The organism is Aromatoleum toluclasticum ATCC 700605 (assembly GCF_000378245.1).
Taxonomy (GTDB): Bacteria; Pseudomonadota; Gammaproteobacteria; order Burkholderiales; family Rhodocyclaceae; genus Aromatoleum; species Aromatoleum toluclasticum.
Genome location: NZ_KB899504.1, coordinates 108,770 through 133,494 on the forward strand (window position 1 = coordinate 108,770; position 24,725 = coordinate 133,494).

The following is a 24,725-nucleotide window of genomic DNA, read 5'->3' on the forward strand; positions in this document are numbered from 1 at the left end:
TGTGCTGAAAAGTGTGCAAAAGCCCAAAGGGGCTTGAAGGCAATGGTGGGCCGGCCCTCACCGATCCTGATCGTCGCTTAGCCCTTGCGTCTGGGTGGTGTCGCGCGCCGTCAGCGCGGCATCGCCGGTGCGCGGGGCACGGTATATCGCAGCGCGCATGATCAGCATGGAGACGACCGGCGCGGTCATCAGTACGAATGCGCCGATCAGGATCTCGTGGATCACCGGTCGGGATTGGATTACGGTGAAATACACCATCGAGGCGATCAGGATGCAGCCGGTTCCCAGCGTGATCGTGATCGCGGGCCCGTGAATGCGTTGGTAAAAAGTCTGGAGCCGGAGCAATCCCACGGTGCCGAGGAGGGTGATCAGGCCGCCGAGTACGAGCAGGAACGCGACCGTCACGGCAGCCCACCACGGCAGTGTATCGATGGCGTTCATTCGATCACCTCGCCGCGCATCAGGAACTTGGCCAGCGCGATGGTCGAGACGAAGCCGAGCAGGGCGATCACCAGGGCGGCCTCGAAATAGATCTGGCTGCCGTAGCGGATGCCGAGCATCAGTGCGAGCAGCATCGTGCACATCCACAGCGTATCGAGTGCCAGCACGCGATCCTGCGCCGACGGCCCGATGATCAGACGCAGGGTGCACAACATCATGGCCAGTACGACGCAGACGAGCGCAAAGCCGATTGCCAGGGACAGCAGGGTGCCAACGGTCACGCTTTTCCTCCTTGGCCGGGGGCTGCGGGCGCTTCGAACACTTCGATGATCGGCCGCTCGTAGCGCGTCTTGATGGTCTCGACCCACCAGCGCTCGTCGTGCAGGTCGAAGACGTGCAACAGCAGTTCGTGACGGTCGGGCAGCAGATCGACCCACACCGTGCCCGGCGTCATGTTGATCAGGCAGGACAACAGGGCCAGACCGTGTGGGCTGTGCAGGTCGAGCGGTATCCGGATGAACTGCGAATTCACGCCGTCCGCTCTGCGGAAGAGGATGATCTGGCTGACGTTGAAGCACGAGCGCACGATCTCGATCGTCGACATCCACAGTAGGCGGACCAGGGCCAGCGGCCGCGCGATGCGCGCATAGCCGTGCGGCTGCAGGGGGCGCGCCAGAACGGGGGCCACGATCGCCAGCACCCCGCCCAGCAGCCAGTGCGCCAGTGCGAGGCTCTGGTTCAGCATCAGCCACATCAGCAGCAGTCCGATCGACAGCATCGGCGACGGGAACCAGCGTCTCATCGTGATCCCCCCGCGGCCGCCGCGCGAGTGACCGGAGACTGGCCCAGCACGCGTTCGCTGTAATCGCCGACGCGCTTGAGGCCATCCACGGTCCGGTTCAGATAGTCGAACGCCGTGCCGGCATGAATCGTGAGAACCACACACAGCACGACCAGGGTCGTCACGGGCGCCACCTCGGACGCGAGCAGACTGGGCGGAGTTACGGCCGCCGAGGCCCAGAACGTCCGCACACCGAGCCGCATCAGCGCGATGATCGACGCCAGGCCTGCGAGCACGATCAGCGCGATCAGCAGCCAGGTCGTTGGCGTCACGCCGCCTGATCCGGGCGGTGAGGAGTCGAGCAGTGCATGAAACAGGCTGAACTTGGCAACGAAGCCCGAGAGCGGCGGCATGCCGCTGATGACCAGCGCACATCCCACGAAGCTCAGGCCGAGGATTGCAAGGGTGCCGGGAATGACGACGCCCACTGGATCCTCGGGTTTGTCGTCGATCGCAAACGCCTCCATCGTCACGGCCAGCAGGGAGGCGCCCGGCGGGCGTATGCGCTCGGTGAGTTCGAGCAGGAGCATGAAGGCGGACATCGCCAGCGTCGCACCCACCAGGTAATACAGCCCCGCTGCGAGCACGGCGCTGCCGGACTGCCCGATCACGGCCAGCAACGTGCCCGAGGAGATGATCGCGCCGTATCCGGCCATGCGCGCGCCGTCCTGACTGGCGAGCATGCCGAGGGTGCCAAACACGAGCGTGGCCATGCCGCCGACGGTGAGCGCTACCAGGCCGAAACCGGCGAGCGCGCCGGCCGAATCGCCGAACACGGCCAGCCACACCCGCAGCACCGCATACACGCCGACCTTGGTCATCACCACCAGTATCGCCGCAACCGGCGGACACGCCGACGCGTAGGTGCTTGGCAGCCAGAAGCCGAGCGGCCACATTGCCCCCTTGGTCAGGAAGGCCAGCGCCAGCACGCTCGCGCCGATGCCCAGCAGATAGGAATCCTCCGGTCGCAGCACGGGCACCCGGGTGGCGAGGTCGGGGATGTTGAGCGTACCGGTTGCGGCGTAGATCAGTGCCACGCCGATCAGGAACATGAAGGAGGCGACCAGGTTCACGGCGATGTACTGCATGCCGGCCCGGATACGGTTCAGGTTGTAGCCATGCAGGACCAGGCCGTACGAAGCGGCGAGCATCACTTCGAAGAAGACGAACAGGTTGAACAGGTCGTTCGTCAGGAAGGCGCCGTTGAGCCCCATCAGCAGGAAGAGGAACAGGGAATGGAAATGCACGCCGACCCGGCCCCAACGCTGCGCGGAAAAGACCAGCACGGCCAGGGCGATGGTCGCTGTCAGCACCAGCATGAGCGCGGCGAGCCGGTCGACCATCAGCGCAATCCCGAACGGGGCGGCCCAGTTGGCGGCCAAATACACGCCGATCCCCTTCGGCCAATACTCGCCATCGACCATCAGCAATAGCGCCACCGCCATCACCCACAGCAATACGCTGACCAGTGCTGCACACCCGAACTTGAGTCGATGGTGTTTCTGGTTGACCGGGATCAGCAACGCCCCTGCGACCAGCGGCAGCACCACCGGCAGTACGATCAGATGGTCCCACCACGACATCGGGCTCATTTGCGGGGTTCCTCGCCATCGACGTGGTCACTGCCGGTCAGGCCGCGCGCACCGATCATCATCACCAGGTACAGCGCGGTGGTCGCAAAGCCGATCACGATCGCCGTCAGCACCAGCCCTTGCGGCAGCGGGTCGGCAAACTGCAAGGGGTCGATAGACGCGTTTGGCGTGATCGGCGGCCGATCCACCCACAGGCGACCCATGCCGAAAATGAACAGATTGACCGCATAGGACATCAGCAGCAGACCGGTGATGAGCTGGAACGTCCGCGGGCGCAGGATCAGCCAGATGCCGGAACCGAAGGTCACGCCCACGGCGATGGCGAACACGATTTCCATCAGATGTCCCTCCCGTCCGCGATCCCGTCGTCCTGCGCACCATCGCCCGGCAAACGGCGCGCGCGCAACGACTGGTGAGCCAGCGCGACCAGCATCAGCATCGTCGTGCCGACCACGACGGCGAACACGCCCAGATCGAACACGAAGGCGCTGGGTAGGTGCAGTTCGCCCAGCAGCGGCCAATCGACATGCGCCGTATGGTTCGTGAGGAATGGATGGCCGAACGCCCATGCGCCCAGGCCCGTTGCACACGCCAGCAGCAGACCGAACCCCAGCCAGCGGTGCGGCCGCAATTGAAGGTGGCTCTCCACCCACACCGTACCGGCCAGCATGTATTGCACGAGAATGGCCACTGCGAAGATCAGGCCCGCAACGAAGCCGCCACCCGGCAGGTTGTGTCCGCGCATAAAGAAGTAGGCCGCGATCACCCCGATGAACGGCAACAGCATGCGCAAGTAGATTCCAGCTACCAGGAGGTATCCGCGGTTGGCCTGTTCGGCTGGAGCCTGCCTGCTTGCTGGATCGGCCGTGTTCCTTTGCTGCGCGGGCACGCTGGCGCTGTCCGCTGCGGGGCGGAAGCGTCGCAGCAGCGCGTACACCGTGAGCGCGACGACCGATAGCACCGTGATTTCGCCCAACGTATCGAAACTGCGGAAATCAACCAGCAGCACGTTCACGACGTTGCTCCCGCCGCCTTCGCTCAAAGCGCGCAAGAGGAAGAAATCGGCAATCGTCGCGGGGGCGGGATGCACCAGTACCGCGTAAGTCAGCAGCGCCATGACGAGGCCGCCCACGACCGCTACGACCATGTCGCGCGAGCGCCGCATCCAGACGCTGCGCGGAATCGTGAGATGGAGCACTTTGGGTTCGATGCGCGGCGGCAGCCAGCGCAGCCCGAGCAGGATCAGCACGGTCGTGACCGTCTCCACCATCAGTTGCGTCAGCGCCAGATCGGGCGCTGAGAGCCACAAGAACGTGGCCGCAGTCACGATGCCCGTTCCGCCGATGAGGATCAGGGCTGCCAGCCGGTGATATTTCGCCATCCACGCCCCCGCCAGCGCACAGGCGCAGCCGATGACCCAGATGCCCGCGAACAGCGGGTCGGGTTCGTGCAGCGGAATCTCGGTCCACACTCGCGGCGTGCCGACGAGCAGCGGGGGAATCACCAGCATCGCCAACATCATCATCAGCAATTGCGGTTGCAGGCGTGCGGTGCCCAGGTGGTGCAGCAGCCATTGTGCCGAGCGTGTCAGGAACATCATCGAGCTTTCGTAGGCTTGAGCCCCGTTGAAGCGGTAGATGAGCGGAACCTGTTCGCGCTGCCGCAGATTGAAGTAGCGGCGCAGCACGACGTAGAGCACTACGCCGCCGCTAAGGGCAATCACACTCATCAGCAGAGGCAGGTTGAGCGCGTGCCAGGGGGCGAGGTCGTATTCGGGCGTACTCGCACCCAATGTCGCGGTGACGGCCAGATGGAGGATGGGCCCGATACTCACGTTTGGCATGATACCGACCATCAGGCACACGACTACCAGCAGTTCCACTGGGAACCGCATCGAGCGCGGCGGCTCGTGTGGTTCGCGCGGGAATGCGACCGTGGGCGTGCCGAAGAAAATCGAGATGAAGCGCAGCGAATAGGCGACGCTGAACATGCCCATCGCCACGGCAGCGATGGACATCCACCAGTGCTCGTCGCCGCCCACCAGAGCCGTTTCCGCGAAGAACATCTCCTTGGACAGGAAGCCGTTCAGCAGGGGCACCCCCGCCATGGCGGCGCTGGAGACGATGGCCAAGGCCGTGGTGACCGGCAGCTGATGACGCAGTCCGCGCAGGACGCGCAGATCGCGTGTCCCGGTTTCGTGGTCGATGATGCCGGCCGTCATGAACAGCGAAGCCTTGAAGGTGGCGTGATTGAGGATGTGGAAGATCGCCGCGACGATCGCTAGGGGCGTGCCAATGCCGATCAGCACCGTGATCAGCCCGAGGTGGCTGATTGTCGAATAGGCGAGCAGGCCCTTGAGATCGTGCTGGAAAATCGCGATGAAAGCGCCGATCAGCAGCGTGCACACCCCGGCGCCGCCGATGATCCAGTTCCATTCCGCCGTTCCGGCTAGCGCCGGCCACAGCCGCACGAGCAGGAAGACGCCCGCCTTCACCATCGTCGCCGAGTGAAGATAGGACGACACGGGCGTCGGGGCGGCCATCGCATGCGGCAACCAGAAGTGGAACGGGAACTGGGCGCTCTTGGTCAGCGCCCCCAGCGCAATCAACACCAGCGCCACCCGGTATAGCTCGTGCGCACGAATGCGCTCCCCCGCAGCCAGCACTTCGTCCAGATCGTAGCTGCCGACGATGTGACCGAGCACGAGCACGCCGGCAAGCAGGCACAGTCCTCCTGTGGCCGTCACCGTCAACGCCATCCGCGCGCCGCGCCTAGCGTCGGCGCGGTGATGCCAGTAGCCAATCAGCAGGAACGAGGTCAGGCTGGTGAGCTCCCAGAACACCACCAGTTGCACCAGGTTGCCCGACAGAACCACGCCCAGCATCGACCCCATGAAGGCCAGCAGAAAGGAGAAGAAGCGCGGTACCGGGTCTTTCGGCGACATGTAGTAGCGCGCGTACAACACCACAAGCAGGCCAATGCTGAGGACCAGCATGGTGAATACCCAGGCCAGACCATCCACGCGCAGCATGAGATTGAGCCCGTGCGAGGGCAGCCAGGCGAACTCCTCGCGCAGCACCTTGCCGGCTGAAACGGCCGGGTAGAGCAGGCCGGCAACGAGCAGCCCGCAGGCCGTGACGGCGAACGCCAACCAAGCCTCACGGTTACGGGCATTCTCCGGCATCAGTGCCGCCAGCAGACTGCCGGCGAACGGGACAAGGATTAGTGAAGCAAGCAGCATCAGGTATGGTCAGGGCGTCGTGGCAGCCAGTTTGCGCGGGGCGGCGGGGGGGGGGGGCGCTACCGGTCCTCCATCCGCATTGTGTGCAGGACCGGCTCAATCTACACGGTGGAGCGATGTGACGGCACCAGCAGCGTGTCGCAGGGCAGGCACTCGAGCAACCTCTCGGCTGTGCTGCCCAGGAGCAAGCTCATGATGCCGGTGTGGCCATGACCGCTCAACACCACGAGATCGACGTCATTTTCGCGTACGTAAGGCGCCAGCGTCGTCGTGATCGTGCCGCATTCGACTACAGGATGCATGAGGATGCCCGCGGGAAGGCGAGTTCCGTGAATGAAGGCCTCACACTCCGCGTGCGCGATCTGCGGGGCAATTCCTGCATTCGACAGAGTCATGTTCAGGCCGGACATGGGAGGAGAGTAAGCGTGATATAGCGTCAAATCACGACCGGGAAAGAACGCAACCGCCGTGAGCAGGGCGTGGCGGGACGCTTCGGAAAAGTCCGTTGCCACCACGATCCGCCGGTAAGGGCCGTGCGTCCGACCATGCACGACCAGCAAGGGTTGCCCCAGAGAGCGGGCCAGGCGCTCGTTGGTCGAGCCCAGCAGGGCGCGCCCAAAGGTCTCCTGACGGGCGACTGCGGTGACGACGAGGTCGACGCTGGTGGCGCTGACTACATCCCGGATAGCTGTTTCGGGCTCCTGTCCGCGCACAATTCGGACCTGTACCGGCATCTTCATCCCGGTGAGGTCGCGGACAAGCTGCCGTTGGGCAACGTTCATCAATTGTTCGTCAGTGGCTCCGCTTATCCACGCGAGCGTCTGATCCGCACACACCGACGGATCGAGGACGTTCAAGGCAATGACCTCGGCCTGCCACTCGCTGGCCAGCTGGCCAGTCCGATCCAGCGCACGGTCACAGCGTGCGCCGAGGTCAGTCGCCAGCAGCAGACGCGCGGGCGGGCGGTCCGGGGGATGAATCGCGCTTGCATGCGTCACTTCAGTTCTCCTTGGGTTGATGCCCGCTCACGCGTCACTCAGACGGGCGGCGAGACCGGTACGGCGGATGACGAATTTCTCCAGTTCAGCGACGGCAAACACCAGCAGGCCGGCCGCTGTTACCTTGCCCCATTCCAATAGCGTGAGATCGGTCGAATCGAAAATGCCATGCATGAATCCCGCATGCGTATAGGCGATCTGCAAGGGAATGCATGCGGCGATGGCGAAGATGACGTAACGATTGCCGGTCAGTCCTCCCCGGTTCGTGACGGGCGCGAAGATGTAGCGGCTGTTGATCAGGTAGAACATTTCGGCCATGACGACCGCGTTAACCGCCATCGTGCGCGCTGTTTCCAGACTCGTGCCGACGGCCAGCTCCGTCAGGAAAAGCCCCAGCGCGCCGGTCATCATCAGCACGGAGACCATCAACACCCGCCAGATGAAGAAGCCGGACAACAGCGCCTGGCGCGGTGGCCGCGGGCGGCGTTTCATGATGTCGTCCTCGGCCGGCTCGAAGGCGAGCGCCAGCCCCAGCGTCGAGGAGGTGACCATGTTGATCCACAACACCTGTGCCGGTGTCAGCGGCAGCGCCAGCTCGAACAGGATGGCCGCAATCACGACGAGCGCTTCGCCGCCGTTGGTGGGCAGCATGAACAGGATGAATTTCTTCAGGTTGTCATAAACCGCACGGCCTTCCCGAACCGCCGTCGCGATCGTGACGAAGTTGTCATCGGCGAGCACCATGTCGGACGCCTCCTTGGCCGCCTCGGTGCCTTTGAGGCCCATCGCCACCCCGACGTCGGCCCGCTTCAGTGCCGGAGCATCATTCACCCCGTCGCCGGTCATTGCGACCACCTGGCCGTCTTCCTGCAAGGCTTGCACCAGACGCAGTTTGTGTTCCGGGCTGGCCCGCGCGAACACGTCGACCTCCATCGCCACCCGACGTAACGCGGCGTCATCCATCATCGCAACTTCCGCTCCGGTGACGAACGGCTTTCCGACGCCAATGGCCAGTTGGGCGCCGATGGCACGCGCCGTCTCGCCGTGATCGCCCGTGATCATCTTGACGCGGATGCCCGCGTGGTGGCACTCGCTTACCGCCTCGATGGCTTCCTCGCGAGGGGGGTCGATGATGCCGATCAATGCGAGCAGCATGAATCCCTGCTCTACGTCGGCAGGTTCCAGGCTGCCGGTGGTCGGTGCGCCGCGCTTGCACGCGACAGCGAGGAGCCGCAAACCCTGTGCTGCCGTGTCGGTCGCCATCCGGCGCCAGTAGTCGACATCCAGCGACCGCTCGCCGTCATGGTTCAGCTGCCATTCGCACATGTCGAGAATGCGCTCGGGCGCCCCCTTGACGAAGAGCCAGAAGTCTCCGTCCGGATCGCGATGCCAGGTCGCCATGAAGCGATGCTGCGATTCGAACGGGATGGAGTCGATCCGCGGCCAAGCCGTATCCCCGGCATGCTGCGAAAATCCCGCCTTGCGTCCGGCCACGAGCAGTGCGCCTTCGGTCGGATCGCCTTCCACCCGCCACACGTCATCGTCTTCGCGCAGGCGTGCGTCGTTGCACAGCACACCTGCGCGGATCGCCATCGACAGCGCGGGGTAGTGGGCGACATCGACGATGCGGCCGTCGATGCTGAAATCCCCCACCGGGGCGTAACCGACGCCGCCGACGTCAAACACGTGGCCCGCACACACCAAGCGTTGCACAGTCATCTCGTTGCGCGTCAGCGTGCCGGTCTTGTCCGAGCAGATCACCGTCACCGCGCCCAGCGTTTCCACTGCCGGAAGGCGGCGAATGATGGCGTTGCGCCGGGCCATGCGCTGCACCCCCAGCGCGAGGGTCACGGTCATGATCGCCGGCAAGCCCTCAGGAATCGCCGAGGCCGCGAGCGCGACGACCATCATGAACATTTCGGCAGGCGCGTGCTCACGCCACAGCGTGCCGAGCACGAAGGTCGCCGCCGACACGCCGATGATGACCAATGCCAGCACGCGGCCGAAATGGTCGATCTGGCGCAGCAGTGGCGTCGACATCCTCTGGATGTCTGCGAGCATCTGATTGATCCGCCCCAGTTCCGTCGCGCCGCCAGTGGCCACGACGATGCCGGTCGCCTGACCGTAGACCACGAAGGTGCCCGAATAGGCCATGCCGTACCGATCGCCGAGTGGGGCGTCGGCATTAACTGCTTCCGTTCCCTTCTCGATCGGCAAGGATTCGCCCGTCAGCGCCGCTTCCTCGATCCGCAACTCCCGTACGGAAACCAGCCGCAGGTCCGCGGGAATGCGGTCGCCGGAGCTCAGGGTCACCCGGTCGCCGGGGACGAGATCGGCAGCGTCGAGCTCGCGTCGATGGCCGCCACGTATCACGGTTGCATGCGGAGACAACATTGCGCGAATCGCGTCGAGCGCGGCCTCTGCCTTGCCCTCCTGGATGAAGCCGATGATCGCGTTGATCACCACCGCGGCGAGCAACACCCCGGTATCGACCCAATGACCGAGCACCGCCGTGATGGCCGCCGCGCCGAGCATCACGTACAGCAGTATGTTGTGAAACTGCATGATCAGTCGCAGGAGGGGGCCGCGTCGCGCCGGGGGAGTGAGCCGATTCGAGCCGTATTGCACGCGTCGACGGCGTGCTTCATCCTCCGTCAGGCCATCCGGCCCGGTGTGCAGGACCTGCTCCACGTCGTCCTTGGACAGCGCATGCCAGCTTGGGGGCCGGGCATGATCCCTGTGGCGGTCGCTCATCGGTGCGTAGCCTCCTGGCAGTCCCCCGCACTGCCTGCTTGCCGGGGATGTACGTGAAAGCGGAGAACTTTTGTAGCAATATTATGCCGAAGCATGCATAGACCTCCTAACCACGCGGGATACGCACCCGCTAGGATCGATGCCTCCGTGCCGATGCGAAAAGCATTCGAATGGAAAGGAAAACGACCATGTTGAAACTGAACCGCCTGCTTGCCGCTACCGACCTCTCCGCCCCGGCTCGCCATGCCGTCGAGCGTGCAGCCCTGGTGAGCCGGGAAACGGGGGCGCCGCTGGACGTGTTGCATGTGGCCGATCTTGCCCCGTTGGACAAGCTCCGCCACCTCATGGGCAACTCGACGGACGAGTTGAGGCAGCAGGTGCTCAAGAGCGCACGGGAAAAGTTGCATGATCTTATTGTCATTCTCCAAAATCACTACGCCGTGTCCGCCGGTGCTCATGTTGCGTTTGGCTCCTTGCTTGCAGAACTGGACAAGGCCGTGGATGTGTCGGCGGCGGGCCTGATCGTTTGTGGTGCTCGCGGCGAGAGCTTCCTTCGGCATATCCTGCTGGGCTCGACCGCGGAACGGATGCTCAGTCGGGCGAAATGCCCGATGTTGGTGGTCAAGCAAGCTGCTCATGAACCGTATCGAACGGTGCTCGTGCCGGTCGATTTCTCGCCTTCGTCGCTGCGCGCGATCAGCAATGCGCGGCTTGTCGCTCCACAAGCAGAAATCGTCTTGCTGCATGCATTCGATGTGCCGTTCGAGGGGCATCTGCGATACGCCGGTGTAGAGGAAGAAGTGATCCGGGGCTATCGCACGCTTGCCCGCCAGGAAGCGGTTCAGAATCTGCATGCCTTGAGCGCGCAAGCCGGGTTGCCGCCCTACGAGGCACGGCTTGTCGTGCAGCAGGGCCTTCCGTCAACGCACATCATCGAGCAGGAGCAGGAAGCGGACTGCGACCTGATCGTGATGGGCAAACACGGCGAAAGCATGCTCGACGAATTATTCCTCGGCAGCGTCACCAAGCATGTCTTGGCCGAATCCCAGTGCGACGTGCTCGTCTCCGTGTGAGCAGTCCTCGCCCGCAGATCAAAGCACGCGCGGGAACGGGGCGCGCCGAGTTGGCCTGCGTCGCCACTGGCTGGCCAGGAAAACCATCAACCGGCGGACGCGCGGCGAGGGCCCTGTGTGGTCGGCGACGCTATCCTGTTTGGCGGGAAACCCCTGTTGGCCACTGACGGCAGGGAGGTGCCGCCGGTATGCGATCGCACCCGGCAAGTCCGGTTCCACCATCGTGAGCGACCTTCAATGCCGGCGATCTGCACCCGCTTGGCTGGTGTTGCCGGACTGATCGACCGCGATGACCGTCAAGCGGCGCTCGGTGCCGTCGGGAAAATCCCAGTCGATCGCCTGACCCACGCTGAGGCCAATCAGGGCTGCGCCGACCGGCGCCAGGATGGAAACCTTCCCCAGCGCAATGTCAGCCTCGTCCGGGAACACGATCTGCACCTCACGATCGAGGCCGGTTCTCTCATCGCGATAGTGAACCCGCGCGTTCATCGTGACGACGTTCGTCTGGATTGATTCCACGGGAATTACAATTGCCCGTTCGAGTTCTGCACGCAGGGGTGGTGACGGTTGAATCGCCATCAAGCGCACAAAATCGACCTCGCTAACGATGATGTTAGTCTCTTGCATCATTTCTCTCGACTCCAGGGGACGTAGCGGCGCCTTCCGCCGATGGTGACACCATGATATGGGCCGGGCCGAGGCTTGATTAGTCGTTCGGTGGGCACAGTATTGTTTCCACAATGGAAACAGTTAGGAAGCCGCTCGTACGACGTCAATGACACACGTCGTGTTCGTCCAGATGCTCAAGGCGAAAAGCTTTTCCGGCGCGGCGAAGCGCCTGAGGCTCGAAATCGCTGGTGAGCAAATGGGTCAGTCGTGTCGAAGCCAGGCTGGGCGTGCGTCTGCCGCAACGAAGCAGACGCCGCCAAAGCCTGACCGAGTTAGGGGGAGGCCTATGCGGGCTCGTCGACGAGATCGTCAGCTAGGACTGGCGACCTCACTGGTGCCGACGCCACCGCGTCAAGCCGCGTCGGCCGGGACGCCCTCCGGTGTCGTGCTCCTTTCGGGCGGCGGCGTTGGGACGAGGGCCCGCGGATCGCGGCCCGGGTAAAGCACCATCAGGCTGCCAATGCCCCCGAGCCGGTGAAAGCGCGCACTCGGCCTCACGGCAAGCAGCACAAGGCGACTGTCGTCCTCTAGGGCGTGATCCCGATTCTGCTCTCTCATCGACGTTCTCCTTTAGTCCGTAGCGCTGTCGTCATCGGATCAGGCCGTCATCGGCCGCTTTACCCACACCCCGTGCGGCCGGTGCAGCAGCACCGCCGATTCGGGCTCGCCGTTCCGGTCAGGCCCCGGTCCGCGGGGGCCATCCAGGAGTACCCCGCGCGGCTCGCCGCGACGGGTTGCCGCATCAGGCTCGACCCGAAGTTGCTCCTTTGCCTCGCGTGCGGTATCGATGGATGCTCCGCGCGCGATGTCAGCCGGTTTCGTTGTCATGTCGCCCTCCTTTGTCCTCGCGTCGTCTTCGGCGAGGGCGCGCAACCCGTCATCGGGCCACTCCTATGGTAGGCGTCGGGAGCCAACGGGATAAGCCGGCGCCGCGGAACGTCGCTGTTGTCGTCCGCTCTACAATGATGCGCTCCAAACCCTCATCAAACGGGGGAGGGTGCCGCAATTGTGTCTTGTAGGGATACAAGCTGATGCCTCGCCGGTGGCTTATCGGCCCATTGCGAGTGACGTAGGATTCCCTCAGGCGTGCAATGCGGAGCTCTGCCGACGATCGGGCCGCTTCGGCCGGTCATAGGCCTGTCGTATTGCCGGAAACGATCGAGCAACAGCTTGAAGGAACCCCGTTTCAGTCGATAGGCGGCGATATGCAAGTGACAACAGATTTCATGAACTGGGAAATGGTCGAACGCGATCAGTTTGGGCGCGTGGTTGGCCTTGCGACGCAAGTCGGGGGAAAGACGCGCGGCCTTCCGGTCTATCGCGTCCTTGCTCCGGTCGACGGTTCTCCCGCCTCGTTGGCGGCCCTGCGCGTCGCCGCCAGCATGGCCGGCCGCTCGGCTGGATCGGCCCTCCACGTGTTGAATGTGCAGACCATTATCGGCAACACGAGTGACGACGATACGCTGATGGACGCCGGACTCGCCGATACGGAGGATGCGCGCCGGATTCTCGGCGAGGCAGACGGGCGTTATCACCTGCAGCTCACGGTGGGCAATCCCGCCGAGGCGATCCTCGCCTACGCTCGCCGGCAGCGCATCACGGAAATCGTCATGGGCGCGGATGGCGCCGGCAGCGTGGCGTGCGCACTGCTCGGTTCGGTCGCGTTGGAGGTGCTGGAAAGCACGGACATTGCGGTGACGTTGGTCAAATCGCGACACCGTGCGAGGCCATTCGCTGAGGGCACGGGTGATCTGCTGGTTGTCTGTGACGGTTCAGCTGGGTCTCTGCGGGCGCTGCAACACGCACTCGAACATACGGGCAAGCTGACTGATGGGCCGCGAATTCATCTGCTCAATGTGCACAGGGCCGATGACGGACCGTTCCTCGGCCGACCGACAGCAAGGGATGCGGACATTCGCTCCGGCGACCGTGAGCGGGCGTTTCAGGCTGGTGATGCCGCGCTGCGCACACTCGATGCAGCCCGAGCCAACTATGAGGTCCATGTCGCACAGGGAGACCCCGTGGACAAGATTCTCGAGCTTGCAACGAGCATCGACTGCGGCCGCATTGTCATGGCCTCGCACGGTCTCGGCTGGTTCGCGGGTCTCACGGCCGGCTCGATTTCGTGGAGCGTGCTGTACCGCACGGTCATCCCGATCACGCTGGTCAAGTAGCGATGCGAGACCGCCCCGATAAACTCAGTTTGCGATGGTCTCGAACGACTGAGCAATGAATGTCGGATACCCGCAATCGCTTCGGCGCCTTTCACGCGGATCGGCGCGTGCGATCCTGCGGCTAAGTCACTACGAGCCATTGCGGGAGTATTCGCGCGAAACGATGGCCTGCCATACGGAGTAGGTGCTCGCATGCCGCTGCCGGACACCCATCGTGCCGCCAGCCCCACCTGAGGAAGCTGCCGGCATACCCGATGCCGTGCGGACAAGGGATTTAAGCATGGATCTGACCCGAGATTTCGTTCGCGCCAAGAGTCCCTGTGCCAATGGCTTCCGTTGGTTCCTGCGCCACTATGGGGGCGGTGGAAACTACCAGGAACTGCTCGACGCGCTGGTGGCCGACAATCGTGTGGCTGACGCGTGCTGGCTGATGGACCAGTTCGGTCCGACGGATGCGGTGCTGGTCGTCGACAGCATCGATGCCAACGCCCTCGTGTATCCCGGCACGATCGAGGTGCGCGGCGATATCGACGTGGGCGACGTACTGCGTGTCGGGCGCTCGCTCCGGGTGGGAGGGAGCATCCGTGTCGGGCGGGAAATTGTTGTCGGAGGTGACCTTCGTGTCGCCGGACATGTTCGCGCCGCCGGCCGTGTCGGGGTGGGCGGCGACATGCGCGCAAGCTGGGGTGTCGATGCCGGCGGAGACATCGCCTGCGGCGGCGACCTTCGGGTGGGTCGGGACCTGTATTGCCGCGGCGCGCTCGATCTTGCGGGGAATGCGGGCACCGGCGGGGACCTCGTTGTGCAGGGAACAATCTCGTGCGCCAAGAACCTGCGCACTGGGGGCGACATTGCCGGAGATGACCACATCCGGGCAGGGCACGGCATCGAAGCGAGAGCCTCCATTCGCTGCGGCCGACATCTCGAAGCTGGCTGGGGAATCCGCGCGGGCGCGACGATTCTCGCCGATGGTGCGATCCAGGCAGGAGAAAGCATCCTTGCCGGCGGGGAAATCTGCGCCGGCAGCGGTTACGGTATCTTCGCCGGCCTAAGCGTTCCCAAGGATGCCTGGGAAAGCTGCGCGAAGGTGCAGGCGAGCATACCGCCCCGAAGTCTCATGAGCGGCTGGTGGGAGGGCGCCGCTCGAGCGGCCCTCTGATTCCCTTTCCGCAGGCCCGATCAAATCGGAGTCGCGGTCACTATCTCGGAAACACCGGCCACACCCTTCTCGGAATCAGCGGTCACGTTGGGTCGGAATCCGCACTGGGCGGATACAATTCAGACATGCAAGATCTGAATTTGATGGCGATCTACGCACACGTAGTGGCGAGCGGAAGCTTCTCCGCGGCGGCCCTCCGCCTCGGCACGTCACGTTCGGCGGTGAGCAAGGCGGTGGCGAAGCTCGAACATTCGCTCGGCGTGCGTTTGCTCCACCGCAGCACTCGTCATCTGAGCGTCACCGAGGTCGGAGCTGTCTTTGTCGAGCACTGCAACCGCATCGTCGAGGAGATGGTGCAGGCCGAGCAGGTGGCGAGCAGTCTGCATGCGCAGCCGCGCGGTACCCTTCGCGTCGCCGCGTCGGTAGCCTTCGGGACGCTGCATGTTGCGCCAGCCCTTGCGGACTTCCTCGGTCGATACCCCGATCTGGACGTCGACATGACCATATCCGACCGCAGCATAGATCTCGCTGAAGAAGGATATGACGTCATCGTGCGCGTGGCGAGCGAACTGCCACTGTCCGTTGTCGCACGTCAGCTCGCCCCGGTACGGCGCAAGCTCTGTGCGACGCCGGAGTATTTTGCGCGGCACGGCCTGCCACGCATCCCGCAGGATTTATCCCGCCACAACTGTCTGGACTACACGCACTCCGGTGAGCAGGGACTCTGGCGCTTCACCGGACCGGAGGGCGAGATCGCGGTGCCCGTGGCCGGCCGCTTGCGCATCAATGACGACGAGGCGCTGTCCCAGGCCGTACTCGGGGGGCTCGGGCTTGCGTTGCTGCCGACCTTCATCATCGGAAGAGATCTGCAGGCCGGCCGCCTGTGCGCCGCGCTGTCCGAGTACATCCCCGTCGAACGCCATGTATACGCCCTTTATTTGCCGACCCGGCACCTGCCGGCCAAGGTCCGTACATTCATAGACTTCCTGCTCGAGCATATCGGTCCAGACCCCTATTGGGACGAGGAGTGAACCGCCGGATCACGCGAGGCGAGGCACCAAACCCTGGGCTGCCTGACGTTGAAGCTCCGTCCGGCCATCTGCCGGTCGCCCTAGGTTCGAGGCAGGAAGCAGGTCATGCCCTGGCCGGGCACGAGCTCGACGTTCTGCGTCTCCAGGCGGATCAACTCGCCGCTTCGGAGCCCGCGCCAGAAACCCAGGAGCAGTAGTAGCGCCTTGTCACGTGTGTGGCGTCGTTGCGCGATCGCTCCCTGGGTCCCGATCGCGTGGTCCAGCGATGTAACGGCGTGGGACAGTTGGCCAATCTGTAGCGGCACCGCCTGACGGGTTTGCGGCGGATGCACGGTTTGAATGCCCTTCATGGTCTGTCGTGCCAAGGGGGCCTTGGTAGGATCGGCTAAGCCGTGATCCTGGTGCCAGCGCGACAAGGCTGCGAGGCGTTGGCGCAAGGTCGCGATGGACTGCTGGTCGGCATGCTGCGCCAGATAGCGCGCGATGCCGTCCGCGCTCGCCGGCAGGAAAGCGCCCCATTCCACCTCGAAGTGGCGCACGGCGGAGGCGCAGCTGCGGCGCGTATTGGCGCGTGTACGTAGACATCGACCACATTCATGGCAGCGCCCTCCCGATCGGCTCAAGCATGGCGGGGCGGACCTCGATGTCGTTCATGTTCTTATGCGCCGACCTTTCGCCACTGGCCACGATCTTCTGGGTGAACCCGATCACGGGCACTGACGTTTCTACCCGCTGCCTACGGCCCAGCCGACACCCACCTGCTGCTATTGCCACGCGCGTACACCTGCTTTACCTGCCGGCTCGGCCAGCAGCGCTACCGGACCTCCGGCCTCAACTTGGTGACGGCGGCCATCGTGCTGTGGAACGCGGTCTGGCCACGAAGGCACTGCATGGTCCCGCTGCCACGCCGTTGCAGTACCTGGCGCCGCTGGGCTGGGAGCACATCGACCTGATGGGCGATTACGTCTGGCCCAGCAGCGAAAAGTTGGCGCGGCGACGTTCAGGCCGCTACGGCCCCTGCAACCGGCTTCGCGTTGGCTAAAGCTGGAGTTCGACCCGTTCGACTTCGATCACCAAGGCGCCGCGCGCCCACGGAAAAGCGGTCTTGACGCGATCGGCCAGATCGCCCTCGCTGACCAAGGCACCGGTGCCATGCAGCAGACAGCCCTGACCCGGGCCGTGGCTGCCCTGCACCGCGCGCGAAGCTGCGAGCACCTGCACGCGGGAGTTGCGTTGCAGGTTTTCCTCGGTCTTGCGGTAGTAGCCCGCGGGAAGAACGATCCTGTCCCCGTCGAGGCCCAGGCGTCGCAGATAGTCGCCCCAATTGCCGACCACGTGTGGCCCATCGGCCCCTTCGGTGACGATCGTCAGGAATTCGGTCTTTTCCAGGAGATTCCGGGTCACCCCTTCGATCACGTTCATCGTTCACACTCCGTTGTGGTTAGGCCCGCCGGTTGTCAGCGGACATGGAAGAATTTCAGCGCAAGGCCGTTTGTGAGCAGCGCGAGCACCACGAGCGTCGCACCGATCAGCTCCGCCGCAACGAAATGCTGCCCCTGGTAGAGGCCGATCAGGAAGTCCGTGGAATGCCCGCATTCCACGCGAGCACGGCGACGATCGATGCAAGCAGGACCAGATACAGCACGAGGATGAAAGCCGCCGCAGTGACCACGTAGCGCAACGTATTGAGATAGAACGTGTCGACGACGCGAAGCGCATCCTTCGCCACCGGAAACATCCCGCCCCACAGGATCGTGGCGGTCAGCAACAGCCCCCCCCTTCAAATGCAGTGTCGCGGCGAGCCACGTCTTTCCTTCCAATCGGCTTGTAGCAATCCAATATGCAGCCTTTCCGCTGCGCCGTATTTGATCGTACTCAAGGCGCAAGGGACACGGCCCCGGGGCGCGCGCGACACCGTTCAGGCGGTGATGCCATCCCGCCTCGCGGAAACCGGCCGGCTCGATCGGGCGGCCCGCGGCTTTCAGTCCTTGCGCAGCCCGGCGCACACGAGGTCGATCGCGCTTTCATCGAACGGGTGGCCCACTTCGGGCAGCAGATTCAGATCGACGTGAGCGCCCATCAACGAGAGGCGGTCGGCGGCGGCGATGCTATGGCGTGGGTCGACCACCGCGTCTTCCTTGCCGTGGATGAGATGCAGCACCGTCGCGAGGGGGCGGACCTTGGGCGGCTGCGCGAAGCGTCCCGCGATCGAGATCACCTGCGCGGCGATCGCGGCGGCCAACTGCGTCGACTCGAGCGCCATGATCGCGCCCTGTGAAAAACCGACGAGCGTCGTCGCCTCGACACCGACCCCGGATGCCTTCTGCCACTGGCGCACCGTCTGGACGAAGCGAGGCATCGCCGCGGCGATGCGGCCGATGCGATTCTCCTCGGTGATGCCGCGCACCGGGAACCACTGCCAGCCGATACCGAAATCCGAAGGATCGGGCGAGCGCACGCTCACGACCCACGCGGCCGGATTGGCCGCCGCGAGCGCCTCGGCCAACGGCAAAAGATTCTGCGGCGAGGCGCCGTGGAAGGAATCTTCTTCGTGGTCTTCTGCCTTCCCCTCTTTCTTTTCCGGCTTGTGCGACGGAAAGAGAACGCAAGACTAGCGGCTTCAAGAGCCGCCTACTGGTTCATTGAGGCTCTCGGTCTGGCAGCGTAGGCGGACGTCAAGCAGGGCAAATTCCGGGCGCTACGGGTGTCCGGCGGGGCTTAGCGTACGATTTTTTCCGTTTCGTGAGCTGACCCCTACACGCTCGACACCAACCACGTGCGCTTCGCGCTGCCGCAGGGCTTCTCGCACGACGACGAGTTCTTCGAATACCTGCGCGACGCGTTCGACGTGATGTATGCCGAAGGCGACGAGCGTCCGGCGATGATGTCGGTCGGCATGCACTGCCGCCTGCTCGGCCGCCCGGGGCGCTTCCGCGCGCTGCAGCGCCTCCTCGACCACATCGAGAAGCACGATCGCGTGTGGGTGTGCCGGCGCGTCGATATCGCAGGCACTGGCGCGAACAGCATCCGTACAGCCCGGCTGCTTGATGGACGGGGAGAGAATCTTGCCTCGTCATGCGCAGGAGGACGCATCGCGCGCTGCGCCGGGGCCGCCGTGGAAGAACTGGAAGTTACTGCGCCCGCGCTGTTTGGCGGCGTACATGGCGACGTCGGCATGCCTGATCAGTTCGTCTACGTCCTCGCCGTCCTGCGGGAAGATGCTGATGCCGATGCTCGGTGACACCTGCACTTCGACGCCGTTGACACTGTAGGGGCTCGCGAGGCGGTCGAGAAGGTTGCCTGCGATCCCGGACACGTCCTCCCTGTCGTGGATGTGCGCCACCACGGCGACGAATTCGTCCCCCCCAAGGCGGCCGACGATGTCCTCGCCGCGCAGGCCTTCGGTCAGGCGCCTGGCCACATCCCTGAGCACGGCGTCGCCAACATCGTGCCCGTAAGTGTCGTTGATGGGCTTGAACCGATCGAGATCGATGAACAGGAAGGCGGCGAGATGATGCCCGCGGCGCATGGCCGGCAGCAGATGGCAGGCCGTCTCGTAGAGCAGGGCGCGATTGGGCAGGCCGGTCAGCGGGTCGTGGCGCGCTTCGCGGCGCAGCATGTCTTCAATGAGCTTGCGGTCGGTGATGTCGATGTTCACGCCCAGCATGCGTAGTGGCCGACGCGCGTCGTCATGATGGATCACCGCGCGCCCGGCGAGCCAGTGTTCCGACCCGTCGGGCCACACGACACGCCATTCGGCCTCGAAGCTGCCGGTCTGCAGTGCTTCCTGCACCCGCTGTTCGAGTGTCGCGCGATCTTCAGGATGGATCGATTCGCGCCATCCGGCATACGGGCCCTCGAACGCCTTTGCCGGGAAGCCATACAGGGCCGCGATTTCCGCCGACCAGTGCACTGTGTCGGCGGGGATGTCCCATTCGAACGTGCCGGTGCGTCCGACCCGCTGCGAAAGTCGCAGTTTCTGCTCGTCGCTGCTCAGCGGCATCGCGTTCGCGTCGTGCTCCCCGGTGCGTTGGAACAGTTCTCGCTCGAGTGCCGCGATGCGCGCTTCGAGTGCATCGCGGTCGCCGGCGTCTTCCAGCCAATGCACGATGTAGCCGGGCCGGTCGTCTTCGCCCGGTATCGGGGCGTTGATCGCGCGCCAGTGGCATTCGACGACGCCCCCGCCTGCCGCGGCAGGGCGGCGGAAGAAATGGTGCAGCGCCGGCATCGCGTCCGGCACGCAATTCGCGCATGCGCGTTCGAGGGACTGACGCAGCAGCGATGTCACCGCCGCGGGGTCTTCGGCCGTGGCCGAAAGGATGTCGAAGATCGGGCGGCCCAGGATGTCGGACGGATGAGCCGCGGTATTCCGCAGGTAGGCGTCGTTGGCCGCAACGATTTTGCAATCCGGATCGAGGACCAGACATGGCACCGGAACAGCCATAAAGATGCGGCCCAGATCTTCGGCCGGAATCAATGAAGCGGGCGCGCGGTCGATCGATCCCTGCGTGACGGTCCCCTTCGCCCGGATGGACATGACGCATCCTCCTCACCCTTGGCGACTGAACATTAGGCAAGAAGCGCGGCATGCCGTTCCCGCCCGGTAAGGCAACCGCGGGCGTTCATGCGGGTCAAATCTACCAGGCCAAGGAAGCGGAGTGCCTTGCCATGAATCTGGACGATCTGGGGTTGCGCATCGGCAGCGGCATCGACGGACTGGACGAAGTGCTGTGCGGCGGCTTCATCAAGGACCGTGCCTATCTCGTGCGCGGCGGTCCCGGAACGGGGAAGACGATGCTGGGACTGCACTTCCTCGCCGCGGGGGCGAGGCAAGGGGAGCGCTGCCTCTTCATCACGCTTGCCGAGCCGGAGAAGCAGCTGCGGCAGAACGGATCGGCGCTGGGCCTCGACCTCGAGCGGGTGAGCTTCCTCGATCTGTCGCCGACGCCGGAGTTTTTCGCCGAGTCCGGCTCGTACGACATCTTTTCACCGGCAGAGGTCGATCTGGAGCCGATCACCCGCCGCATCGTCGGCGAGATCGAAGCCTTGCGACCGCAGCGCGTCTTTCTTGACGCGATGACGCAGTTCCGCTACTTGGCGGCGGAGCCGTTCCACTTTTTCAAGCAGGTATTGTCCTTCCTGCGCTTTCTTGTGGGGCAGGGCGCGACCGTCCTATTCACTTCCGAAGGCAGTCCGACCGCCCCCGACGAGGATCTGCAATTCATGGCCGACGGGGTGATCACCCTCGCCGCGACGCCGCAGGGGCGCAGCCTGAATGTCGCGAAATTCCGCGGTTCGGGCTTTCGCGATGGCTGGCATGCGCTGCGCTTGGGCGACACCGGCATGACGATCTTCCCGCGGCTCGTTCCGGACCAGCCGCGGGACGAGATTGCCGGCGAGATTCAGTCCCTGGGTGTGCCCGGCCTCGACGAACTGCTGCACGGCGGCATCGAGCGCGGCACCGTGACCATCATCAGCGGCCCGTCGGGCGTGGGCAAGACGACCCTGTGCTTGCAGTTGCTCAAGGAGGTTGCGGCGCGCCGCGGACACGGCATCGTGTATACGTTCGACGAAAGCGTGGAGATGATCCTGCGCCGTTGCGACGCCATCAGCCTGCCCGTGCGGTCGCTGGTGGGGCAGGGTACGTTGCAGCTGCAACAGATCGAGCCGTTGCGGTTCTCGCCGGCGGAGTTCTACCGGCAGGTCGTGCGCGACATCGAAAACCAGGGCGCGCGCACCGTGATGATCGACAGCATCGCGGGATTCCGGCTCTCGCTAAGCGGAGACGATCTGGTCAGCGACCTTCATGCCCTGTGCCGTGATCTGCGCAACCGCGGCATGACCGTGCTGCTGGTGGACGAAGTCGAGTCGATCACGGGTGACTTCCAGGCCACAGAGACCGGCCTGGGGTATCTGGCCGACAACATCGTGTTTCTGCGCTATCTCGAGGTTCGCGGTGAGCTGCGCAAGGCGATAGGTGTGCTGAAGAAGCGCCTCGGCGACTTCGAGAAGACCTTGCGCGAGATCGAGATCACCGCCGACGGCATCAAGGTCGGCAAGCCCCTCACCGACCTGCGCGGCATTCTGACCGGTACCCCGGAGTGGCGCCACGAGTCTGGAGTCACGCCCCAATGAACAGTGTGCCACCGCGGGCGGTCCTCGTTGTCGACCGCAATCCGCGCAATCTCGCCCTCCTGCTGCAATGCCTGTCGGGCAACGGCTTCGAGACGCTGTGCGCGGCCGATCTGGCGCAGTTCGACGCGGTGCTCGCGCAGTCCGGCGCGATCGCGCTTGCGCTGGTGGATGTCGACGGATTCGACATTGCCGTGTGGGACCGCTGCCGCCGGCTGCGCGAGCGCCAGGTCGAGGTGCTGGTGCTGGTCGGGCGGCGCGCGAAACCCTTCATGCAACTGCACGGCGCACGCTGCGGGGCGCGGGCGGTACTACCCAAACCGCTCTCGCCGAAGCTGCTCGCGCAGATGGTGCGCGGCCTGCTGGAGGAGCCGGCGTGACGCGCGTTCTGCTGCTGCTCGCTCATCGCCGCAACCGCCGCCTGCTGGCGGAGTGGCTCGCCCCGCACTATCAGGTCGTGGTCGGCGAGAGTGCAGGGTCGCTCGGGCAGCCCTTCGACCTCGGCATCGTCGACGGCCCGGCGCTGGAGCGGCTGCGCGATGCGATCGCTGCGCGCAAGGAACGCGAGCAGCCGATCCTGCTGCCCTTCCTGTTTGTGACCGCGCGGCGCGGCGCCGGCCTCGGCACGCAACAGCTGTGGCAAACCGTCGACGAGGTGATCGCGACGCCGATCGAGAAGGCCGAGTTGCAGGTGCGCCTGCAGGTGCTGGCGCGCATGCGCAAGTTGTCGCTCGATCTCCGGACGACCCACGAGGCGCAGTTGCGCCACATGGCCCTGCACGATCCGCTCACCGATCTTCCGAACCGGTATCTGTTTTCGGAACGCCTCGAGGCGGCGGTCGCCCGGGCGCGCGCGGACCGCCGTTCGCTGGCCGTGTTGCTGCTCGATCTGGATCGTTTCAACGCGATCAACGAGTCCTTCGGACATGCCTACGGCGACCTGCTGCTGCAGGCGGTCGCCGCGCGCCTCGCCGCCTGTCTGCCGCGCGACACGCTGGCCCACTTCGGCGGCGACAGCTTTGCCGCGTTCCTGCCCGAGTTCCAGCATTTGCGCGAACCGGTGCTCGTGGCGGAGCGGCTGCTCGCGGCGTTGTCGTCGCAGCCCTTCGAGTTGGTCGGTCATACCGTGTATGCAACGGCGAGCGTCGGCATCACGCTTTTTCCGGAGGATGCAGGGCATGCGGCGGCCCTGCTCGAGAACGCCGATACCGCCCTGTATCGTGCCAAGGGCGAGGGCGGCGGCACCTACCAGTTCTATACGCCGCAGATGAAGACCCAGGTGCTCGACCGCCTCAACCTCGAGACCCGCCTGCGTGGAGCGGTGGAGCGTGGCGAACTGGTGCTCGAATACCAGCCCCAGGTCGATATCGCCAGCGGAGACATCGTCGGTTTCGAGGCCCTCGCGCGCTGGGACGAGCCCGAACTCGGGCGGGTGGCGCCGACCCGCTTCATCCCGATTGCGGAGGAGACCGGCCTCGTCGAGTCGATCGGCGAATGGGCACTCGCCGCGGCTTGCCGGCAGAACAAGGCGTGGCAGCAGGCGGGGTTGCCGCCGTTGCGCGCGGCCGTCAACGTGTCGGCGCGCCAGTTCCGCCACGGTGTCGAGAAGATCGTCGCGCGCGTGCTCGCCGAGACGGGGCTGGATCCGTGCTACCTCGAGCTGGAGATCACCGAGAGCAGTCTGATGGAGTGCGCGCCCGAATCGATGGAGGTATTGCGCAAGCTGCGGGGGCTGGGGGTGCAGCTGTCGATCGACGATTTCGGCACTGGCTATTCGGCGATGAGCTACCTAAAGCGGTTGCCGGTTGCGACGCTGAAGATCGACCGCTCGTTCGTCAGCGACATCGCGCACGACGCCGACAGCGTCGCGATCGTGCGCGCGATCGTCGCGGTCGCGCACAGCCTGAAGCTCAAGGTCATCGCGGAGGGGGTTGAGACGGTCGAGCAACTGGAGAACCTGCGTGCCCACGGCTGCGACGAAGTCCAAGGCTTCGTGGTCGGACGGCCGGTGCCGGCGGCCGATTTCGCCCAACCCCTGCGCCGGCGTCGCGCGGAGGCGTGGGATGGGAACCGGCATTCGTCGCCGCGGTCAACAGCAGCGTGAAGGTACCCGGATGACCCCAAGGCGAGACGGCGGGTCGGTCGAGCGCACCGGATCGCGGTAGTCAGTCGAGCGAATTGCCCGGTGACGACCATCCGCAGTCTCCCCTCGCGGTCGGACGGTGATCTGCATTCGTCGTGTGCGGAGGGAAGATCATGTCAGCAACAGTCAAACACTGGCAAGACCCGGTGAATCTCATCTTGGGCGTGTGGCTCGCGGTATCGCCGTGGGCGTTTTCCTACGCGATGGAGACGACGCCGACCTGGAATGCGGTGATTGCCGGAGCGCTCGTCGCAGCACTCGCGTTGTTCGAACTCTTCAAGGTCGCGGCTTGGGAAGAGTGGTCAAGCGTGGCAATCGGCGCATGGCTCGTGGCCTCGCCGTGGATCCTCGGCTTTGCGGGAGTCACGGCGGCCGTGTGGAATGCAGTGCTCGTCGGTCTGGTGGTCGCCGTACTCGCGCTCTGGGCGCTGGGTACGGACAAGAGCATCGGCGGGTGGTGGACGCCGGCGACGTAAT

General features: G+C 64.8%; 24 protein-coding genes and 3 pseudogenes. 11 read left to right on the top strand and 16 right to left on the bottom strand.

What is annotated here, in order from left to right; all coding sequences use genetic code 11:
• Positions 1 to 57: 57 nt before the first annotated feature.
• From mnhG to F464_RS0120560, 8 genes are all read right to left on the bottom strand, one after another.
• The gene (gene mnhG / locus F464_RS29185; RefSeq protein ID WP_018991734.1) at positions 58 to 441 is read right to left on the bottom strand and encodes a monovalent cation/H(+) antiporter subunit G; all 384 of its coding nucleotides are present in this window, start codon (positions 439 to 441) and stop codon (positions 58 to 60) included.
• Positions 438 to 722 (bottom strand): K+/H+ antiporter subunit F, encoded by a 285-nt coding sequence (locus F464_RS0120530; RefSeq protein WP_018991735.1) that lies wholly within the window; start codon positions 720 to 722, stop codon positions 438 to 440. Before F464_RS0120530 ends, mnhG begins: the two co-directional genes overlap by 4 nt.
• Positions 719 to 1,243, bottom strand: coding sequence for a Na+/H+ antiporter subunit E (locus tag F464_RS0120535; RefSeq protein WP_026296185.1), 525 nt, complete (start codon positions 1,241 to 1,243; stop codon positions 719 to 721). Before F464_RS0120535 ends, F464_RS0120530 begins: the two co-directional genes overlap by 4 nt.
• On the bottom strand, positions 1,240 to 2,874 hold the full coding sequence (locus tag F464_RS0120540) for a monovalent cation/H+ antiporter subunit D (RefSeq protein WP_018991737.1): 1,635 nt from the start codon (positions 2,872 to 2,874) through the stop codon (positions 1,240 to 1,242). The genes F464_RS0120535 and F464_RS0120540 overlap by 4 nt, the downstream gene beginning before the upstream one ends.
• Positions 2,871 to 3,212, bottom strand: a complete 342-nt coding sequence (locus F464_RS0120545) for a Na+/H+ antiporter subunit C (protein ID WP_018991738.1) — start codon at positions 3,210 to 3,212, stop codon at positions 2,871 to 2,873. Before F464_RS0120545 ends, F464_RS0120540 begins: the two co-directional genes overlap by 4 nt.
• Positions 3,212 to 6,115 (bottom strand): monovalent cation/H+ antiporter subunit A, encoded by a 2,904-nt coding sequence (locus F464_RS0120550; protein WP_026296186.1) that lies wholly within the window; start codon positions 6,113 to 6,115, stop codon positions 3,212 to 3,214. Before F464_RS0120550 ends, F464_RS0120545 begins: the two co-directional genes overlap by 1 nt.
• 101 nt (positions 6,116 to 6,216) lie before the next feature.
• On the bottom strand, positions 6,217 to 7,113 hold the full coding sequence (locus F464_RS0120555; RefSeq protein WP_018991740.1) for a universal stress protein: 897 nt from the start codon (positions 7,111 to 7,113) through the stop codon (positions 6,217 to 6,219).
• Between the two features lie 27 nt (positions 7,114 to 7,140).
• Positions 7,141 to 9,867 carry a cation-transporting P-type ATPase gene (locus F464_RS0120560; protein WP_018991741.1) on the bottom strand — a complete coding sequence of 909 codons (2,727 nt, stop codon included), beginning with the start codon at positions 9,865 to 9,867 and terminating at the stop codon, positions 7,141 to 7,143.
• Positions 9,868 to 10,055: 188 nt separating this feature from the next.
• On the opposite strand from F464_RS0120560, the gene F464_RS0120565 reads away from it, so the two are divergent.
• Positions 10,056 to 10,940: a universal stress protein gene (locus tag F464_RS0120565; RefSeq protein ID WP_018991742.1), complete on the top strand. Its 885-nt coding sequence runs from the start codon at positions 10,056 to 10,058 to the stop codon at positions 10,938 to 10,940.
• Positions 10,941 to 11,174: 234 nt separating this feature from the next.
• Here the strand turns inward: F464_RS0120565 and rnk are convergent, their stop codons facing one another.
• Positions 11,175 to 11,570, bottom strand: a complete 396-nt coding sequence (gene rnk, locus F464_RS0120570; RefSeq protein WP_018991743.1) for a nucleoside diphosphate kinase regulator — start codon at positions 11,568 to 11,570, stop codon at positions 11,175 to 11,177.
• 227 nt (positions 11,571 to 11,797) lie between these two features.
• Between rnk and F464_RS32110 the strand changes: the two genes are divergently transcribed.
• Positions 11,798 to 11,926 carry a helix-turn-helix domain-containing protein gene (locus tag F464_RS32110; RefSeq protein ID WP_408605238.1) on the top strand — a complete coding sequence of 43 codons (129 nt, stop codon included), beginning with the start codon at positions 11,798 to 11,800 and terminating at the stop codon, positions 11,924 to 11,926.
• Positions 11,927 to 12,206: 280 nt separating this feature from the next.
• On the opposite strand, the gene F464_RS0120580 is transcribed toward F464_RS32110, so the two are convergent.
• Entirely contained in the window at positions 12,207 to 12,437 is a 231-nt protein-coding gene (locus F464_RS0120580; RefSeq protein ID WP_157353994.1) for a hypothetical protein, read from the bottom strand.
• A 317-nt stretch (positions 12,438 to 12,754) separates the two neighbouring features.
• On the opposite strand from F464_RS0120580, the gene F464_RS0120585 reads away from it, so the two are divergent.
• From F464_RS0120585 to F464_RS0120595, 3 genes are all read left to right on the top strand, one after another.
• A complete protein-coding gene (locus F464_RS0120585) occupies positions 12,755 to 13,783 on the top strand; it encodes a universal stress protein (protein WP_198292308.1) in 1,029 nt (342 codons plus the stop codon).
• A 280-nt stretch (positions 13,784 to 14,063) separates the two neighbouring features.
• Positions 14,064 to 14,942, top strand: a complete 879-nt coding sequence (locus F464_RS0120590; protein WP_018991747.1) for a hypothetical protein — start codon at positions 14,064 to 14,066, stop codon at positions 14,940 to 14,942.
• A 125-nt stretch (positions 14,943 to 15,067) separates the two neighbouring features.
• A complete protein-coding gene (locus F464_RS0120595; RefSeq protein ID WP_018991748.1) occupies positions 15,068 to 15,973 on the top strand; it encodes a LysR family transcriptional regulator in 906 nt (301 codons plus the stop codon).
• Positions 15,974 to 16,053: 80 nt separating this feature from the next.
• Here the strand turns inward: F464_RS0120595 and F464_RS29190 are convergent, their stop codons facing one another.
• Positions 16,054 to 16,512: a site-specific integrase gene (locus tag F464_RS29190; RefSeq protein WP_018991749.1), complete on the bottom strand. Its 459-nt coding sequence runs from the start codon at positions 16,510 to 16,512 to the stop codon at positions 16,054 to 16,056.
• A gap of 267 nt (positions 16,513 to 16,779) precedes the next feature.
• Here F464_RS29190 and F464_RS29195 point away from each other — a divergent pair.
• Positions 16,780 to 17,002, top strand: a pseudogene (locus tag F464_RS29195) (Tn3 family transposase); the annotation flags it as partial.
• Positions 17,003 to 17,011: 9 nt separating this feature from the next.
• Here the strand turns inward: F464_RS29195 and F464_RS0120610 are convergent.
• The 4 genes and pseudogenes from F464_RS0120610 to ypfH all read right to left on the bottom strand — a co-directional run.
• A complete protein-coding gene (locus F464_RS0120610) occupies positions 17,012 to 17,395 on the bottom strand; it encodes a pyridoxamine 5'-phosphate oxidase family protein (protein ID WP_018991751.1) in 384 nt (127 codons plus the stop codon).
• Positions 17,396 to 17,430: 35 nt separating this feature from the next.
• On the bottom strand, positions 17,431 to 17,574 hold the full coding sequence (locus F464_RS31135; RefSeq protein WP_018991752.1) for a hypothetical protein: 144 nt from the start codon (positions 17,572 to 17,574) through the stop codon (positions 17,431 to 17,433).
• Positions 17,544 to 17,741: a hypothetical protein gene (locus tag F464_RS0120620; protein ID WP_018991753.1), complete on the bottom strand. Its 198-nt coding sequence runs from the start codon at positions 17,739 to 17,741 to the stop codon at positions 17,544 to 17,546. The genes F464_RS31135 and F464_RS0120620 overlap by 31 nt, the downstream gene beginning before the upstream one ends.
• A gap of 213 nt (positions 17,742 to 17,954) precedes the next feature.
• Positions 17,955 to 18,494, bottom strand: a pseudogene (gene ypfH, locus F464_RS29200) (esterase); the annotation flags it as partial.
• 231 nt (positions 18,495 to 18,725) lie between these two features.
• Here ypfH and F464_RS31710 point away from each other — a divergent pair.
• Positions 18,726 to 19,021 (top strand): annotated as a pseudogene (locus F464_RS31710) (allantoinase); the annotation flags it as partial.
• A 25-nt stretch (positions 19,022 to 19,046) separates the two neighbouring features.
• Here the strand turns inward: F464_RS31710 and F464_RS30040 are convergent.
• A complete protein-coding gene (locus F464_RS30040; RefSeq protein WP_018991756.1) occupies positions 19,047 to 20,510 on the bottom strand; it encodes a sensor domain-containing protein in 1,464 nt (487 codons plus the stop codon).
• 131 nt (positions 20,511 to 20,641) lie between these two features.
• On the opposite strand from F464_RS30040, the gene F464_RS0120640 reads away from it, so the two are divergent.
• The 4 genes from F464_RS0120640 (at position 20,642) to F464_RS0120655 (ending at position 24,724) form a co-directional block, all read left to right on the top strand.
• Positions 20,642 to 22,108 carry an ATPase domain-containing protein gene (locus F464_RS0120640; RefSeq protein ID WP_018991757.1) on the top strand — a complete coding sequence of 489 codons (1,467 nt, stop codon included), beginning with the start codon at positions 20,642 to 20,644 and terminating at the stop codon, positions 22,106 to 22,108.
• Entirely contained in the window at positions 22,105 to 22,485 is a 381-nt protein-coding gene (locus tag F464_RS0120645) for a response regulator (protein ID WP_018991758.1), read from the top strand. Before F464_RS0120640 ends, F464_RS0120645 begins: the two co-directional genes overlap by 4 nt.
• Entirely contained in the window at positions 22,482 to 24,209 is a 1,728-nt protein-coding gene (locus F464_RS29210; protein ID WP_018991759.1) for a putative bifunctional diguanylate cyclase/phosphodiesterase, read from the top strand. Before F464_RS0120645 ends, F464_RS29210 begins: the two co-directional genes overlap by 4 nt.
• 152 nt (positions 24,210 to 24,361) lie before the next feature.
• Entirely contained in the window at positions 24,362 to 24,724 is a 363-nt protein-coding gene (locus F464_RS0120655) for an SPW repeat protein (RefSeq protein ID WP_026296189.1), read from the top strand.
• Position 24,725: the final 1 nt, after the last annotated feature.